Origin of the sequence: Lentibacillus sp. CBA3610, from assembly GCF_013373365.1 — a bacterium.
Classification (GTDB): Bacteria; Bacillota; Bacilli; order Bacillales; family Amphibacillaceae; genus Lentibacillus.
The window spans coordinates 1,252,649-1,268,780 of sequence record NZ_CP035925.1 but is presented as its reverse complement, the minus strand read 5'-3'; the positions used below and the strand labels follow the sequence as shown (position 1 = coordinate 1,268,780).

Below are 16,132 nucleotides of genomic sequence, written 5' to 3'. Positions count from 1 at the left end.
CCTTTTAATGAGTAAAATTCAGCGTCATATCAAAATACGGGAACTTATAACGGACAATGAAATCGAAACGCAGGACGAGTTAGTCGATGAATTGAAGTCACTGAATTATAATGTGACGCAGGCAACCGTATCCCGTGACATTAAAGACCTGCACCTGGTAAAGGTCCCTGCGTCATATGGCCGTTATAAGTATAGTTTGCCGGCAGATCAGCGGTTTAATCCCCTGGACAAATTAAAGCGCTTAGTCAGGGATGCTTTTGTAAAAATCGAGCATACGAGTCATTTTATTGTTTTAAAAACGTTGCCGGGCAACGCGCAAGCTCTTGGTGCGCTGATTGATAAGCTGGAATGGGACGAAATCATGGGCACCATATGCGGTGATGATACGTGTTTAATCATTTGCAGAACTGAGGATGATTCGGCCGAAATCGAGCAACGTTTCTTAAGTATGCTTTAATGATGAGGTGACATAAGTGCTGACAGAATTATCAATACAGGATTTTGCGATTATAGACAATTTATCGATCACATTTAATGATGGTCTAACGGTTTTGACCGGCGAAACAGGAGCAGGAAAATCAATTATTATTGATGCCGTTCAATTACTGGCTGGCGGTCGCGGATCTGTTGAATATGTACGGCATGGAACAAACAGGGCGGAAATTGAAGGTCTATTCACTTTAGACTCAAACACACACCAGATTTATAAGACAGCTGAGTTATATGGGATTAATATACAGGATGAGATGGTTGTGCTTCACCGGACGATTACATCAGGCGGAAAGAGTATTTGCAGGGTTAACGGCAAGTTAGTGACATTGGCGATTTTAAAAGAATTTGGCAAAAATTTAATCGATATACACAGTCAGCATGAGACCCAATCATTACTGAATGCAGACAACCACATTCAGCTGCTGGATTTATATGACGTTAAGCGGATAACAAAGACGAAAGAGGAATATGCGAACTTATATCATAAACTTTCCGGATTACAAAAGCGGTATAAGGAATTAAGTGAAAATGAACAGGAAATATCTCAGCGCCTGGATTTGCTTAAGTTCCAGAAAAATGAAATCGAACAAGCGAATCTTGTTCCGGATGAAGATGATCAGCTGGAAGAAGAGCGCAGCCAATTGGCGAATTTTGAACGTATTTATAATGGCCTGCAGGACGCTTATAATGCGCTGTATGGTGAACAAAAAGGTTTGGAATGGCTTAATATCGCCAATCAAGCACTCCAGACCAGCAGTGAATATGATACATTCATCTCTGAAAAGTCTGAGGAAATGTCCAATCATTATTTTCTAATCGAGGAATTGATGTATGAACTGCGCAATTATACAGATACTTTGGAATATGACCCCGAGCGTCTGAATGAAATTGAATCACGATTGAATGAGATCAACCGATTAAAGAAAAAATATGGTCAAACCGTCAATGACATTTTAGAGTACCTTGGAAAAATTGAAGAAGAACTGGAAGAGATCACGAATAAAGATTCGCACTTATCAAAGCTGGAGAAGCAAATTGACGAAATTTACCACGATGCCTACCTGGAAGCGAAGGAACTGCATGATCTGCGCAGAAAGGCCGCCGAATCATTAACGCATAATATCCATAATGAATTAAAAGACCTATACTTGGAAAAATCTTCTTTTTCAGTTTCTTTTAACACAAGCAATAAAGCAGGGGAATATCCCAAACTGCACCAAAATGGTTTCGACTTTATTCATTTTCAAATATCGACTAATCCGGGAGAACCGCTGAAACCGTTGCATAAAGTGGCATCGGGTGGTGAATTGTCACGTATTATGCTGGCGTTAAAAGGAATTTTTGCCAAGGATCAAGGTATTACAAGTGTTATATTTGACGAGGTGGATACTGGCGTCAGCGGGCGAGTGGCACAGGCAATAGCTGAAAAAATTCAGCAAATTTCCACCCAGTCACAAGTATTATGTATAACACACTTGCCACAGGTTGCTGCCATGTCGGATACCCACAAACTCATTCAAAAGCATGAAAATAACAATCGGACTTCAACCAGTGTTGTGGGATTATCCGAAAACGAAAAAATAAATGAATTAGGCCGTATGATAACAGGCACTCAATTAACAAATACTGCAAAAGACCATGCAACTGAATTACTTGAACTGGCCTCCAAATACAAAAAAACAATATGAATAAATGACGATAAAAGCCGGCATAATAAACTTTCCGGCTTTATTTTTTTGCTGGATTCCACATTATAAATATAACAGGAAATGTTACACATCTTTTCTTGAATTTCACCAGTTTAAAACGGGACGCGTTCGGTCAAATTAGAAATACAGAGAGAAAAAATAATCGTATGGGGTTAGGATGAGGAGAGTGAATTGGGTGAAATATCATCAAACATTTCGGCTATTAACAGGTATCCTGCTTCTTATAGCAATATTGGCAGTACCTTTTATTGCACCTGTAAATCAATACCTTTCCATTCCTAATCAGGTTACAGCTTTTGATAATGCTTCATCACCTATAAATGTGCCGGCACTTGGTGATAATGTGTCGGTGAATACTTCAGGAAATAGTCTGCAGGCAATTGATTCCACAGAATTTTACGCGAAAGAACCTGGTAACCATGAGCTGATTTATGAAGCGGCGGGAATGCCCATCAAAAAAGTGGACGTTTCAGCACTTGAAGATATTGAGGTCATTCCCGGCGGACAATCAATTGGTGTTCAGCTTCATACACTTGGCGTGCTTGTTGTAGGTCACCATCAAATCAAGGGTGAAAATGGGATGGTATCCCCCGGTGAAGATGCCAACATTGAAGTAGGTGACGTGATCCTGGAAATAAATGGAGAAGAAGTAAAAGAGATGGAAGATGTCAAGCCGGTTGTAGAAGAAGCTGGCGAAAATGACGAAAAAATGGATGTAAAAGTGAAGCGGGACGACGAAACGATTAAGACGACATTAGATCCAGTGAAAGATGCAGAAGAAGGTGATTACCGTATTGGATTATATATACGTGATTCAGCTGCAGGCATTGGAACGATGACCTTTTATGATCCGGAAACTAAAAACTACGGTGCTCTTGGCCACGTCATTTCCGATATGGACACCCAAAAACCAATCGAAATTCATAACGGATCCATTGTTCGCTCGAATGTAACATCGATTGAAAAAGGAAATCACGGTACACCAGGCGAAAAACAAGCGAAATTTTCCATGCAGGACGAAAAGATTGGAAGTATTACCAAAAATAGTCCATTTGGGATTTTTGGCGAACTTAACAAACCTATAAAGAATGGCGAATATGACGAACCAATGCCAATCGCATTGTCACATGAAGTAAAAGAGGGTCCGGCAAAAATTTTGACCGTGCTTGAAGGAGAAGAAGTCAAGGAATTTGATGTAAAAGTTGTCAGCAGTGTACCTCAAAAGTTCCCCGCCAAAAAAGGAATGGTGGTACAGATTACTGATGAAGAACTTTTAAATGAAACCGGCGGAATTGTACAAGGCATGAGCGGCAGCCCGATTATCCAGGATGGGAAAGTGATTGGAGCTGTTACACATGTTTTTGTGAATGACCCGACAAGCGGTTATGGCGTGCATATTGAGTGGATGCTTCAGGAAACGGGTGTAGAAGTGGAAGATAAAGAAGGGCAAGATCAAGCAAGCTGAATACGCATTTAAATGACTTGTTATGGGGTAAATCCTATAGCAAGTCATTTTTTTCCGTACACGAGATTCGCTTTATGATATAATTTAACTAATCTAAAGATTTTTCGACAAAGTTATGTCAATTTTTATCAAATAATATCGATATTTAAAGTAAAAAGGAGAAAATTTAAGTAAACCGAAAAAAATTTAATGTTTTTCAAATAAAAAAAGGATATTTGAATCTTGTGTCGAATATATTACGTGGAGAAAGCTCGAATTAAAGGAGGAACTTAACGTGGAAAAAATCTCAGTTTGTTTGGTTGATGACAATCGGGAACTTGTTGAATTAATGGAAGAATATTTTGACGGCCAGCCGGATATTGAAGTGACTGGCATTGCTTATAATGGCCGTGAATGTCTGGAAATGCTGGAGGACACAGATCCGGATGTAATTGTTTTAGACATTATCATGCCGCATATTGATGGCCTGGGTGTTTTAAATACAATTCGCGAATCAGAGCGGGGACATAATCCAAATGTTATTATGCTGACTGCTTTTGGTCAGGAAGAGGTCATGAAAAAAGCAGTCGATTTAGGGGCTTCATACTTTATTTTAAAACCATTTGAAATGGATAATTTAGCTGAACAGGTTCGCCAGGTGCAGGGCACAAAAACGATTAAACAGGCGGTACCGAAGAAGACAAATAGTAAAGAACGAAATAAGAAAGATCTGGAAGCGAGTATAACGAATATCATTCATGAAATTGGTGTACCGGCGCATATTAAGGGTTATATGTATTTAAGGGAAGCGATCACGATGGTTTATAATGATATTGAACTTCTGGGTTCCATCACCAAAGTATTGTATCCGGATATTGCTAAAAAGTTCAATACAACTGCATCCCGTGTGGAACGGGCAATTCGCCATGCGATAGAAGTTGCATGGAGCCGCGGCAATGTTGAATCCATTTCAGCATTATTCGGCTATACGGTTAATATTTCAAAGGCGAAACCGACCAATTCAGAATTCATCGCCATGGTCGCTGACCGTCTTCGCCTGGAACACAAAGCAAGCTAGGACAAAGAGACGTTTCATTTTTTGTAGTCTTTTTCAACAATGAACTTTTCCTTAAATAAGGCTGTTTTCTCAAAGAGTATTGTTTTTGGTACAAAATCCATAAATTGCGACGTAACCAATGTCCTCCTTCACATCGGGGGCGTGTGCTCGTTCGTCGCTGCGGAAAAATACTCGCTTTCCGCGGGGAACGCTTCAGCCTCCTCGCTCGCAAAAACCGCTCGCTGTGGGGTCTTCAGACTGTTCCTTTTCCGCAGGAGTCTCGCATTTTTCCGCAGCTTAGTGTCGTGTTCTATCATGATGAGAGAACATGAAAGTCAACACCAGCGGAGGAAATACGCGGAGACTCCTGCGGGAGGATAGGCATAGGTGAGACCCCGCAGTGCGTAAGCACGAGGAGGCTCACCAGCCGCCCGCGGAAAGCGGAGCGTATTTCCGGAGCGGTGTCATTGCACTCAACTTTTTCATTGTATCGCAGTTTATATCAACTTCGAGATTAAAAAGCAGCAAAGTTTACGAAAAGAGCCTTAAATAAAAAGCTGTATGCGGATTCCCGCATACAGCTTTTTATAGTTTAACTTATGAAAAAAACTTGTTATACAAAGACTTAACTGCCAAATCCAGTTTGTCCTTACGAATACCGAACATGACGGATACTTCAGAAGATCCCTGGTTGATCATTTCAATACTGATGTTGGCTTCAGCAAAAGCTGCTGTCGATTTTTCAGCAATGCCAACTGCACTCATCATGCCTTCACCGACAACCATGACCATGGCAAAGCCGTAATCAATTGAAATGGTATCCGGGTTCAATTCGCTGTTAATACGATTGATAACGTTCAGTTCTTTTTCAGCCGTCAGCTGGTCGTCACGGATGATGACGGACATATTATCAATTCCGGAAGGTGCATGCTCAAACGAAATGGATTCATCTTCCAGTATCTGCAACAACTTGCGTCCGAAACCAATTTCACGGTTCATCAGATATTTGCTGACATATAAGTTGGAAAACCCTGTATCAGCAGCGATGCCTACCACACATCTCGTCTCGGGATCTTTTTCCGAAACAATCATAGTACCAGGCTTGGCCGGATTATTAGTGTTTTTTATGCAAACGGGTATTTCTGCCCGGAACGCAGGCATTAGAGCTTCGTCGTGAAACACGCCAAAGCCGGAATAGGATAATTCACGCATCTCTTTATATGTCAGTTTTGTCACTTCCTCCGGGTTTTCAATAACTCTTGGGTCCACAACATAAACAGAATCAACATCTGTAAAATTCTCATATAAAGCAGCCTGAACACCTGCAGCAACTATAGACCCGGTAATGTCTGATCCGCCTCTTGGAAAAGTCATTAGCTCACCATCGTTCGTATAACCAAAGAATCCGGGTATAACACAAACACCGTCCATTTTCCTCATGTTATATAATTGTTCATAACTTTCCTGCAGAACTTGTGCATTCCCCGGTTCATTGCTGACGATAATGCCTGCCTCCTTCGGATTGACATACTGAGCGTTCAAGCCCAACGTGTTTAAATACTCACTGACTATTTTTGCACTGCTGTCTTCACCAATCGATTTTAGCGCATCTGTTTTCATTTGCTCTGACCACTCGCTGTTTAAAATCGTTTGTATCGATTGTTCGATTTCATTCAGAACAGTTTGGGAAATCTGCAGTTCTTCCACAATTTCAGAAAATCGCTTCATTATTTCCGTTAATTTATAATCGGAATTTTTATTTTGTGCTGTCAATTCAGCCAGTTCAATCAAAAGATCCGTCACTTTGGAATCGTCTGAGAATCGTTTGCCCGGTGCCGAAACAACGACAAATTTTCGCTCGGGATCATCGGCAATAATTGATCCGACTTTTTTGATCTGTTCACTGCTTGCTACAGAACTTCCCCCAAATTTTGCTACTTTCATGCTACACCTCTCCATTGATTAATTGTAAATTGATTTAAGCAGATGTTTTTCATTAATCATCTTTATTTCGATGTTGCTTTTGCTTTTTTCTGTCACGATATACAATAAAACCGCCAATAAATAAGATTCCTCCAATAAATAACAGAAAACCAACAGTAAATTGAATACCAATGTGAAAAAATATCGAATAAAACTCGTTGAATATTGAGTCGCGCATTAACTTAATACCGTAAGCAGAAATAAGTCCGGGTATAAGCAGCATCAGTACCGCGATAATTCGAATCATGGTTTTGTATTACCCCTTTATGAGATTGTTCAAAAAGTCCGGTTAAAACCTCCTTTTTAATAAGGTGGAATATATAATTCTGGGTAATGTTGGTTTTAATCCTGAAAAGGGCTAATTCGCCGATTTCCTCAAGTCTGACTTCTGGCCTCTGGCATCTGGAAATACAAGGCGAAAGCCGAGTCTTTCTCAAACACACATCTATGTAAGACAGATTGTTTTAAGTATAGCAAAATTCCGGAGAAATATGAACAGACTGCCGAACATTTTAAATGAAATATAATCAATTAGATTTTATTTGCCTGAAAATGCATAATAGCGTATGCTTGAATCATGCAATATATTGCAAGGATGGGGATGCTTGTGAAACGGGTCCTGATTGTGGGAGCGGGAAAAGGCGGAAGTGCCTTGCTGGAAATTTTACATAATACGGAAAAAATGACTATTGCTGGAATTATCGATACCAACCCAAATGCGAAAGGGTTAAAGATTGCGGCTGATTACGGCATTCCGACAAGTACCAGCCTTGATGAATGGGTTACTGAGGATCTTGATATCATTGTTGAAGCCACTGGCGAAGAGAATGTACTTGAGCAATTGCTTGAGAAACGAGGCAGAAAAACAGTGGTTATTCCGGGCAGTGTCGCTTCCATCATTTCCGAATTGATGGAAGAAAAGGAATCATTGCTGGAACGCTTGAAACTGCAGACAAATAACCAGGAATTAATTCTTAATAACATTCATGACGGCATGATAGTGGTGAACGATCAGGAAATAGTCCAGTTTGTTAATAAAAGTGCCGAACGGATTGTCGGTATAGCCAAAGAACACTTCAGCGGACAGGATATAAAGCATGTTATCGCTGATACAAGGCTTCCCCACGTTTTACGGAGTCGGAGAAAAGAAGTTAATCAAAGGCTCATCCTGGAAAATGGCAAAAAAGTTATAACGACCAGGATCCCGATTATAAATGATGAGGGCCAAGTGGTTGGGGCTTTTTCTGTTTTTAAAGACAATACAGAGGTAATGAATCTGGCAGAAGAAAATACAGATTTAAAAGAAATTAAAACATCGCTCGAAGCGATCATCCAGTCCTCGGATGAAGCCATCTCGGTCGTTGATGAGAACGGAATCGGGATTATGATCAATCCCGCTTATACACGTATTACCGGACTCAGAGAAACGGATATCATCGGAAAACCCGCCACGGCTGATATCTCAGAAGGCGAGAGTATGCACATGAAAGTGCTGCAGACACGCCGGGCCGTACGCGGGGTTCGTATGAAAGTGGGACCGGCGAGAAAAGACGTATTAGTTAATGTTGCCCCTGTTATTGTCGATGGGAAAATGAAAGGCAGTGTAGGTGTATTACACGATGTCTCAGAGATTCAGACATTAACGAGTGAGTTGAAACGTGCCAGACAAATCATTCGTAATCTTGAAGCTAAATATACATTTGACGACATTATTGGCTCTTCAACCGAAATGCAGATAGCCCTTGAACAAGCCAAGGTAGGAGCCAAAACTCCAGCAACCGTTCTGTTGCGGGGGGAATCCGGTACAGGGAAAGAATTGTTTGCACATGCCATACATAATGAAAGTGACCGTAAACACAATAAATTTATTCGGGTGAACTGCGCCGCCATCGCTGAAAATATACTGGAAAGTGAGCTGTTCGGTTACGAGGAGGGTGCCTTCACAGGGGCAAAACAAGGCGGAAAAAAAGGCTTATTTGAAGAAGCAAATATGGGCAGCATTTTTCTTGATGAGATTGGGGAACTTTCCCATCGCATGCAGGCAAAACTGCTCCGCGTGCTGCAGGAAGGTGAAATCATTCGCGTTGGCGGCACCAGTCCAATAGCCATAGACGTCCGGGTGATTACAGCGACAAATATCAATCTTGAAAAAGCCATTATGAACCAAACATTCCGGGAAGATTTATACTATCGTTTGAACCGATTGCCCATTTATATTCCATCGTTAAAAGAGCGGATAGAGGATTTACCCGAATTAATCGATTATCTTATCCAAAAAATTAATCAGGACTATGGCAGAAATATGAAATCAATTGATGAAGAGGCTGCAGCCTATTTAAAGAATTACCATTGGTCCGGTAATGTCCGTGAATTGGAAAATATCATCGGACGGGCCATGATTTATATGGATATGAGTGAAGAAGTGATTCGAAAAAAACATATTCCCAATTTAATGTCATTTGCCGGGACATCTCAGTCATTAAAACCGGGAACAGCAAATCAAACATTGCAAAATGCTATGGAACAGTATGAAAAACAATATATTACAGATGTTTTAAATGAACACGATAACAACAAAACCCGGGCAGCTAAGGCATTGAACATATCGATACGAAATCTTTATTATAAAATTGAAAAACATAACCTTGCATGAAACAGCATGCAATTCATTTCATTAATGCAGATACTTGCACAGCTCAACAAGCGACACTAAAGCGCTTTCAAAACATTAGAGTTGGTATGGTTTTTGCAAGTATACGAATGGGGTGAGAACTATTTGGCGAAATTTAACCGAACTCGTGCAGCAAGCAAAAGCTGATAATAACAAAATTGTCGCTGTGGCGAATGGTGCGGATAAAGGTGTATTGTCAGCAGTGAAAATAGCGGTTGATGAAGGATTATGTTCATTTTTATTATTCGGTGCCGAGACAGATATCCGGAAACTTGCTGAAGTAGTTGATCTTAACCTTTTAACGGAAGCAGTAACAATTATACACAGAGAGCACAATACAGCTTCTGCGGCAGTTAAAGCTGTTCACGATCGCAAGGCGGATATTTTGATGAAAGGTAATGTGTCAACGAAAAATTTGTTGAAAGCGGTACTGGATAAAGAATTCGGATTAAGAACAGGGAACAGTCTGTCACATGTTGCCTTATTTGATATTCCCAATCAGAATCGGCTTATCTTCTTAACGGATGCGGCGATGAACATAGCGCCTGACCTGGAAGGAAAAAGGAATATTGTTCAAAACGCGGTACAAGTTGCGCATGGTGTGGGTTTCCACAACCCGAAAGCAGCAGTGCTTGGTGCTGTAGAAACTGTTAATGCGGATATGCAGGCAACGGTGGATGCCGCGGCACTGACACAAATGCAAAAGCGCAACCAGATCACCGGATGTACGGTTGATGGTCCATTAGCTTTGGATAACGCTATTTCAGAAAATGCCGTACGCCAAAAAGGGATCACCTCTGATGTAGCGGGAGATGCAGATATATTAGTGGTGCCAACGATTGAGGCTGGCAATATGCTGTATAAATCACTTATGTATTTTTCGGATGCAAACGTGGCAGCTGTCATTAGCGGTGCAAGGGCACCAATTGTACTGACATCCCGAACTGATTCCAGTGAAAGCAAATTATATTCTCTGGCACTGGCCTTAGTCTCGGAAAAAACATTCAGGAATAATTGAGAGTTCAGGCAGTTCTTCTGCTGCGGCAACTTTATATGTAGATATATTATATTAAGGGGGAATTAATGATGGAAATATTTGACTATATGGAAACTTATGATTATGAGCAATTGGTGTTTTGTCAGGATAAAAACTCCGGGTTAAAAGCGATTATTGCTATTCATGATACAACAATTGGACCGGCGCTGGGCGGAACAAGAATGTGGACATATGATACTGAAGCAGACGCGATAGAAGATGCTTTACGGCTTGCAAAAGGCATGACCTATAAAAATGCAGCAGCAGGTTTGAATCTCGGCGGAGGAAAAGCAGTCATAATCGGTGACCCAAAACAAGATAAAAACCAGGAAATGTTCCGGGCTTTTGGAAGATATATCCAAAGCCTGAATGGGCGGTACATTACAGCAGAGGATGTGGGTACAACAGTTCATGATATGGACCTGATTCATATGGAAACCGACTTTGTGACGGGAACCTCTCCTGAATCCGGTTCTTCAGGCAATCCATCACCAGTTACCGGCTATGGTATTTATAAAGGGATGAAAGCTGCTGCGATGGAAGCGTTCGGGGATGATTCACTGGAAGGAAAGACTGTTGCAGTACAAGGTGTCGGCAATGTGGCTTACACATTGTGTGAGCATTTAAATAAAGAAGGTGCCGACATAATCGTCACGGATATTAATAAAGAAGCTGTCAAACGTGCGGTAGATGCTTTTGGAGCCAGGGCAGTCGAACCGGATGAAATCTACAGCGTCGATTGCGATATCTATGCCCCATGCGCGCTTGGGGCAACGATAAATGATGAAACGATTACGCAATTAAAAGCAAAGGTTATTGCCGGATCAGCAAATAACCAGCTTAAAACGACGGAACATGGGGATATGATTTATGAGATGGGTATTGTTTATGCACCGGATTATGTTATTAATTCCGGCGGCGTGATCAATGTAGCAGATGAACTGAACGGCTATAATGAAAAACGAGCTATGAAGAAAGTGGAAACCATTTATGATAACTTAATGCAAGTATTTGAAATTTCCAGACGCGATCAAATACCAACATATGCTGCTGCTGACCGTATGGCAGAAGAACGGATTCGATCGTTGCAGGCATCACGCAGTCAATTTTTATTAAATTCTCATCATACACTCAGCAGACGATAATGTGTGTTTAAAAAGTTACGGAGGTAAATTGTTTTGTCACAGCAATCATTGCGGGTCTTAGTTATTAATCCAGGCTCAACCTCAACAAAAATCGGTGTTTTCGATGATGAAAACTGTATTTTTGAAAAAACGATACGTCATGACACAGAAGAACTTTCACAATTCCAACGTATTATTGATCAATATGCGTTCCGAAGACGTGTATTACTGGAACAGTTGGACTATGAAGGCATTAACATTTCGAAATTGAATGCGGTTTGTGCCCGTGGTGGTCTCCTGCACCCGATTGAAGGCGGGACATATCAAGTGAATGAAACGATGCTGCAGGATCTGAAAATGAGTCATAACGGTGAGCATGCTTCAAATTTGGGTGCGATGATCGCACATGAAATAGCTGAAGGGTTAAATATACCGTCTTTTATTGTCGATCCTGTCGTAGTGGATGAACTAAGTGAAGTTGCGAGGATATCCGGTGTTCCTGAAATTCCGAGGAAAAGTATTTTTCATGCCCTGAACCAAAAAGCTGCTGCGAGGAAGGCTGCAAAAGAAATGGGGAAAGATTATACAAATCTCAATTTAATTGTAACGCATATGGGCGGCGGAATCACAATCGGCGCACATAAATACGGAAGAGTCATTGATGTTAATAATGGGCTGCACGGAGACGGCCCATTTTCCCCTGAACGCGCCGGGACTACCCCTGTTGGTGATTTAGTTTCCATGTGTTTTTCAGGACAGTATTACCGGGATGAAATCATGAAAAAGCTGGTCGGACAAGGCGGCCTGACAGCGTACCTGCATACGAATGATGCTGTGGAAGTTGAGCATCGGATTGCTGATGGCGACGCGTATGCGTCCCTTATTTATGATGCGATGGCCTATCAGATTGCCAAAGAAATCGGAGCAATGGGCACTGTGCTAAAAGGGGACGTTGATGCCATTATCCTGACAGGAGGCCTGGCATACGGGAAAAAGTTTGTCCAATTGATAACAGATCGGATTGATTGGATTGCTGATACGCTCATATACCCCGGTGAAGATGAATTACAGGCGCTGAATGAAGGGGCATTACGTGTATTGCGGGGTAATGAATCGGCAAAAATTTACCCTTCCAGTTTAAGCAGAGAGGAGCGTGCATTTAATGGCGAAAGAATATGATTTAGTTGTTCTTGGAGGAGGGACGGGTGGCTATGTAGCAGCTATTCGTGCATCACAGCTTGGTATGCAGGTTGCCGTTGTTGAAAAAAGTGAGCTTGGCGGGACATGTTTGCACCGCGGCTGTATACCATCCAAATCCCTGCTCCGAAGTGCTGAGGTTTTTAAACAAACAAAGGAAGCAAGTGAATATGGAATCGATACGAACGATATAACATTGAATTTTCCAAAAGTGCAAGAACGAAAAAATCGCATCATCAAAACACTTCACCAAGGTGTGCAAGGCCTTATGAAAAAAGGGAAGATTGATGTGTTTGAAGGATTTGGCCGGATACTGGGACCAAGCATCTTCTCTCCGATGCCAGGTACCATATCGATTGAACATTCAAATGGTGATGAAAATACCATGATTGTTCCAAAGAATGTCTTGATTGCTACCGGGTCCAAACCGAAGTCACTTCCAGGTCTGGAAATTGACGGAAAGTTGGTCATGAGTTCTGATGAAGCACTGCATATGGAACAATTACCATCGTCCATTATCATTGTCGGCGGCGGTGTCATCGGTGTCGAATGGGCTTCGATGCTTGCAGATTTCGGAGTTGAGGTGACCGTCATGGAATACCTGGAACATATTTTACCGACAGAAGATGAGGCGGTCGCTAAGGAAGTTGAAACGTTACTGAAGAAAAAAGGCGTTCGATTCGTCAAAGGGGCTCAAGTACTGCCTGAAACACTGCAAAAAGAAAATCGTATATCGGTAGAGGCAGAAATAGACGGTTCTAATGAAACATTTACAGCTGATAGAATGCTCGTTTCCGTCGGCCGTGAAGCGAACACATCCAACATTGGTCTGCAAAACACGGATATCATGGTTGACCGAGGCGTTATTCAAACAAACGAATTTTACCAGACGAAAGAATCACATATCTATGCAATTGGGGATGTGATTGGCGGCATGCAGCTGGCACATGTTGCGTCCCACGAAGGCATTGTTGCTGTTGAACATATGACTGGTAATAATCCGCTTCCCCTTGACTATAACAGTATTCCTTCATGTATTTATTCCAATCCGGAAGCTGCAAGTGTCGGCTTGACTGAAAAACAGGCCGCGGATCAAGGGTTTGACGTTAAAATCGGCAAGTTTCCGTTCAAGGCAATCGGGAAAGCATTAGTCCAAGGTGAACCAGAGGGATTTGTCAAAATCATTGCAGATAAACAGACGGAAGATTTACTTGGTATTCATATGGTCGGACCGCATGTTACAGATATGATATCGGAAGCTGGTCTGGCGAAAGTGCTGGATGCAGCGCCATGGGAAATAGCACATAGTGTTCATCCGCACCCGACACTTTCGGAAGTGATGGGTGAGGCGGCACTGGCCGTAGAAGGCAATCAGATCCACGGATGAGCCATAATACATTTTGAGGGAGGTAAAGCAAATGGCAAAAAATCGCCATCAATCATTAGGTTTAACGGATGAACAGGCAGTGGATATTTACAAACATATGCTTTTAGCCCGTAAAATTGACGAACGGATGTGGCTGTTGAATCGTGCCGGCAAAATTCCGTTTGTTATTTCGTGTCAGGGGCAGGAGGCTTCACAGGTGGGAGCTTCATTTGCACTCGATCGGAATGAAGATTATGTTGCACCATACTATCGGGATATGGGTGTCGTTCTGGCATTTGGCATGACGGCAAAAGAATTAATGCTGTCGGCATTTGCCAAAGCGGAAGATCCCAACTCCGGCGGCAGACAAATGCCAAGTCATTTCGGACAAAAGAAAAACCGGATTTTAAGCCAGTCCTCACCGGTGACGACCCAGCTGCCTCATGCAGTCGGTGTTGCACTGGCAGCCAGGATGGAAAAGAAAAATTTCGCTTCCTTTGTAACGCTTGGAGAAGGATCTTCCAATCAAGGTGACTTCCATGAAGGACTGAATTTCGCAGGTGTTCATAAGTTGCCTGTCATCACAATGGTTGAAAATAATAAATATGCGATCTCAGTTCCACTGGAAAAGCAAGTTGCCAGTTCGAACGTTTCCGATCGTGCACAAAGTTATGGCATGCCGGGTGTGACTGTTGATGGCAATGATCCATTGGCGGTTTATGAGGAAGTTAAACATGCCAGGGAACGCGCCATGAACGGTGAAGGTCCAACGTTGATAGAAGCTCTGTCTTACCGGTTTACGGCACATTCAAGTGATGATGACGATCGTCAATATCGTGAAAGTGCTGAAGTGGAGGACGCAAAGAAAAAAGATGCGATTATTTCATACGCCGCTTATTTACAAGAATCCGGTATTCTGACAGATGACATGGAAGAAGAAATCCGCACTGACATCGATGCGACTGTTAACGAGGCGACTGACTATGCTGAAAATGCTGCTTATCCTGAACCGGAATCTGCACTTAAATACGTTTACGAAGAGTAGGGGGGAAATATGTTATGCCAGTAATGTCGTATATTCAGGCAGTTACGGCTGCTTTACGGGAAGAGATGCAACGTGATGAAAAGGTATTTGTACTAGGGGAAGATGTTGGTAAGAAAGGTGGTGTATTCGGTGCCACTAAAGGTCTTCATGAGTCGTTTGGCGAATACCGTGTGCTTGATACACCGCTTGCCGAATCTGCCATTGCAGGTGTCGGTATTGGTGCCGCCATGTACGGTATGCGGCCTGTTGCCGAAATGCAGTTTGCCGACTTCATCATGCCCGCAGTCAATCAGATTATATCTGAAGCAGCTAAAATGCGTTATCGTTCCAATAATGATTGGAACGTCCCAATGACAATTCGGGCGCCCTATGGCGGTGGCGTACACGGAGCGCTGTATCACTCACAGTCAGTTGAAAGTGTTTTTGCCAACCAGCCGGGATTGAAGATTGTCATGCCATCAACACCGTATGATGCAAAAGGACTTTTGAAAGCTTCTATTCGTGACAATGATCCGGTCCTGTTTTTTGAGCACAAACGGGCATATCGTCTGTTGAAAAGTGATGTTCCGGAAGATGATTATGTCCTGCCAATCGGCAAGGCAGATGTGAAACGGGAAGGTTCTGATGTCACGGTTATAACGTATGGCTTGTCCGTCCATTTTGTGCTTCAGGCTGCCGAGAAGCTTGAAGAAGAGGGCATTGACACACATATTCTTGATTTGCGCACCGTTTACCCGCTGGATCAGGAAGCAATTATCGAAGCAGCTCAGAAAACCGGAAAAGTCCTGTTAATAACTGAAGATAATAAAGAAGGCAGTATTATTGGCGAGGTGTCAGCCGTTATCGCAGAAAATTGCCTGTTTGATTTGGATGCGCCGATTCAGCGGCTTGCAGGACCTGATATACCTGCCATGCCATTTTCACCAACAATGGAAAAGTATTTTATGATGAACCCTGACAAAGTTGAACATGCCATTCGTGAACTGGCTGAATTTTAAACTCAGATGA

The 16,132-nt window shown here is 42.2% G+C and carries 13 protein-coding genes; 11 read left to right on the top strand and 2 right to left on the bottom strand.

All coding sequences use genetic code 11. The annotated features are described in order from the left end of the window. The first annotated feature begins 7 nt into the window (after window positions 1-7). The 4 genes from argR to spo0A all read left to right on the top strand — a co-directional run bounded on the left by argR (window position 8) and on the right by spo0A (window position 4,723). A complete protein-coding gene (gene argR, locus Len3610_RS06420) occupies window positions 8-457 on the top strand; it encodes a transcriptional regulator AhrC/ArgR (RefSeq protein ID WP_176447222.1) in 450 nt (149 codons plus the stop codon). A gap of 16 nt (window positions 458-473) precedes the next feature. After that, window positions 474-2,180, top strand: coding sequence for a DNA repair protein RecN (gene recN, locus Len3610_RS06415; protein WP_176447221.1), 1,707 nt, complete (start codon window positions 474-476; stop codon window positions 2,178-2,180). Window positions 2,181-2,358: 178 nt separating this feature from the next. Beyond that, complete coding sequence (spoIVB, locus tag Len3610_RS06410; RefSeq protein WP_176447220.1) at window positions 2,359-3,666, top strand: SpoIVB peptidase; 1,308 nt, start codon at window positions 2,359-2,361, stop codon at window positions 3,664-3,666. A gap of 274 nt (window positions 3,667-3,940) precedes the next feature. Further along, window positions 3,941-4,723 (top strand): sporulation transcription factor Spo0A, encoded by a 783-nt coding sequence (gene spo0A / locus Len3610_RS06405; RefSeq protein WP_176447219.1) that lies wholly within the window; start codon window positions 3,941-3,943, stop codon window positions 4,721-4,723. A 576-nt stretch (window positions 4,724-5,299) separates the two neighbouring features. On the opposite strand, the gene Len3610_RS06400 is transcribed toward spo0A, so the two are convergent. Together Len3610_RS06400 and Len3610_RS06395 are read right to left on the bottom strand one after the other, a co-directional pair. Further along, entirely contained in the window at window positions 5,300-6,646 is a 1,347-nt protein-coding gene (locus Len3610_RS06400) for an aspartate kinase (RefSeq protein WP_176447218.1), read from the bottom strand. A gap of 52 nt (window positions 6,647-6,698) precedes the next feature. Next, window positions 6,699-6,932, bottom strand: a complete 234-nt coding sequence (locus Len3610_RS06395) for a DUF2627 domain-containing protein (RefSeq protein WP_176447217.1) — start codon at window positions 6,930-6,932, stop codon at window positions 6,699-6,701. A gap of 360 nt (window positions 6,933-7,292) precedes the next feature. On the opposite strand from Len3610_RS06395, the gene Len3610_RS06390 reads away from it, so the two are divergent. From Len3610_RS06390 to Len3610_RS06360, 7 genes are all read left to right on the top strand, one after another. After that, window positions 7,293-9,338, top strand: coding sequence for a sigma 54-interacting transcriptional regulator (locus Len3610_RS06390; protein WP_176447216.1), 2,046 nt, complete (start codon window positions 7,293-7,295; stop codon window positions 9,336-9,338). A 121-nt stretch (window positions 9,339-9,459) separates the two neighbouring features. Further along, on the top strand, window positions 9,460-10,374 hold the full coding sequence (yqiS, locus tag Len3610_RS06385) for a phosphate butyryltransferase (RefSeq protein ID WP_176449576.1): 915 nt from the start codon (window positions 9,460-9,462) through the stop codon (window positions 10,372-10,374). 68 nt (window positions 10,375-10,442) lie between these two features. Then, window positions 10,443-11,537, top strand: coding sequence for a Leu/Phe/Val dehydrogenase (locus tag Len3610_RS06380; RefSeq protein WP_176449575.1), 1,095 nt, complete (start codon window positions 10,443-10,445; stop codon window positions 11,535-11,537). Between the two features lie 33 nt (window positions 11,538-11,570). Further along, the gene (gene buk / locus Len3610_RS06375; protein WP_176447215.1) at window positions 11,571-12,695 is read left to right on the top strand and encodes a butyrate kinase; all 1,125 of its coding nucleotides are present in this window, start codon (window positions 11,571-11,573) and stop codon (window positions 12,693-12,695) included. Further along, the gene (lpdA, locus tag Len3610_RS06370) at window positions 12,679-14,100 is read left to right on the top strand and encodes a dihydrolipoyl dehydrogenase (protein ID WP_176447214.1); all 1,422 of its coding nucleotides are present in this window, start codon (window positions 12,679-12,681) and stop codon (window positions 14,098-14,100) included. Before buk ends, lpdA begins: the two co-directional genes overlap by 17 nt. 31 nt (window positions 14,101-14,131) lie before the next feature. Next, window positions 14,132-15,124 carry a thiamine pyrophosphate-dependent dehydrogenase E1 component subunit alpha gene (locus Len3610_RS06365; protein WP_176447213.1) on the top strand — a complete coding sequence of 331 codons (993 nt, stop codon included), beginning with the start codon at window positions 14,132-14,134 and terminating at the stop codon, window positions 15,122-15,124. A gap of 14 nt (window positions 15,125-15,138) precedes the next feature. Continuing rightward, window positions 15,139-16,122, top strand: a complete 984-nt coding sequence (locus Len3610_RS06360) for an alpha-ketoacid dehydrogenase subunit beta (RefSeq protein WP_176447212.1) — start codon at window positions 15,139-15,141, stop codon at window positions 16,120-16,122. Window positions 16,123-16,132 lie beyond the last annotated feature (10 nt).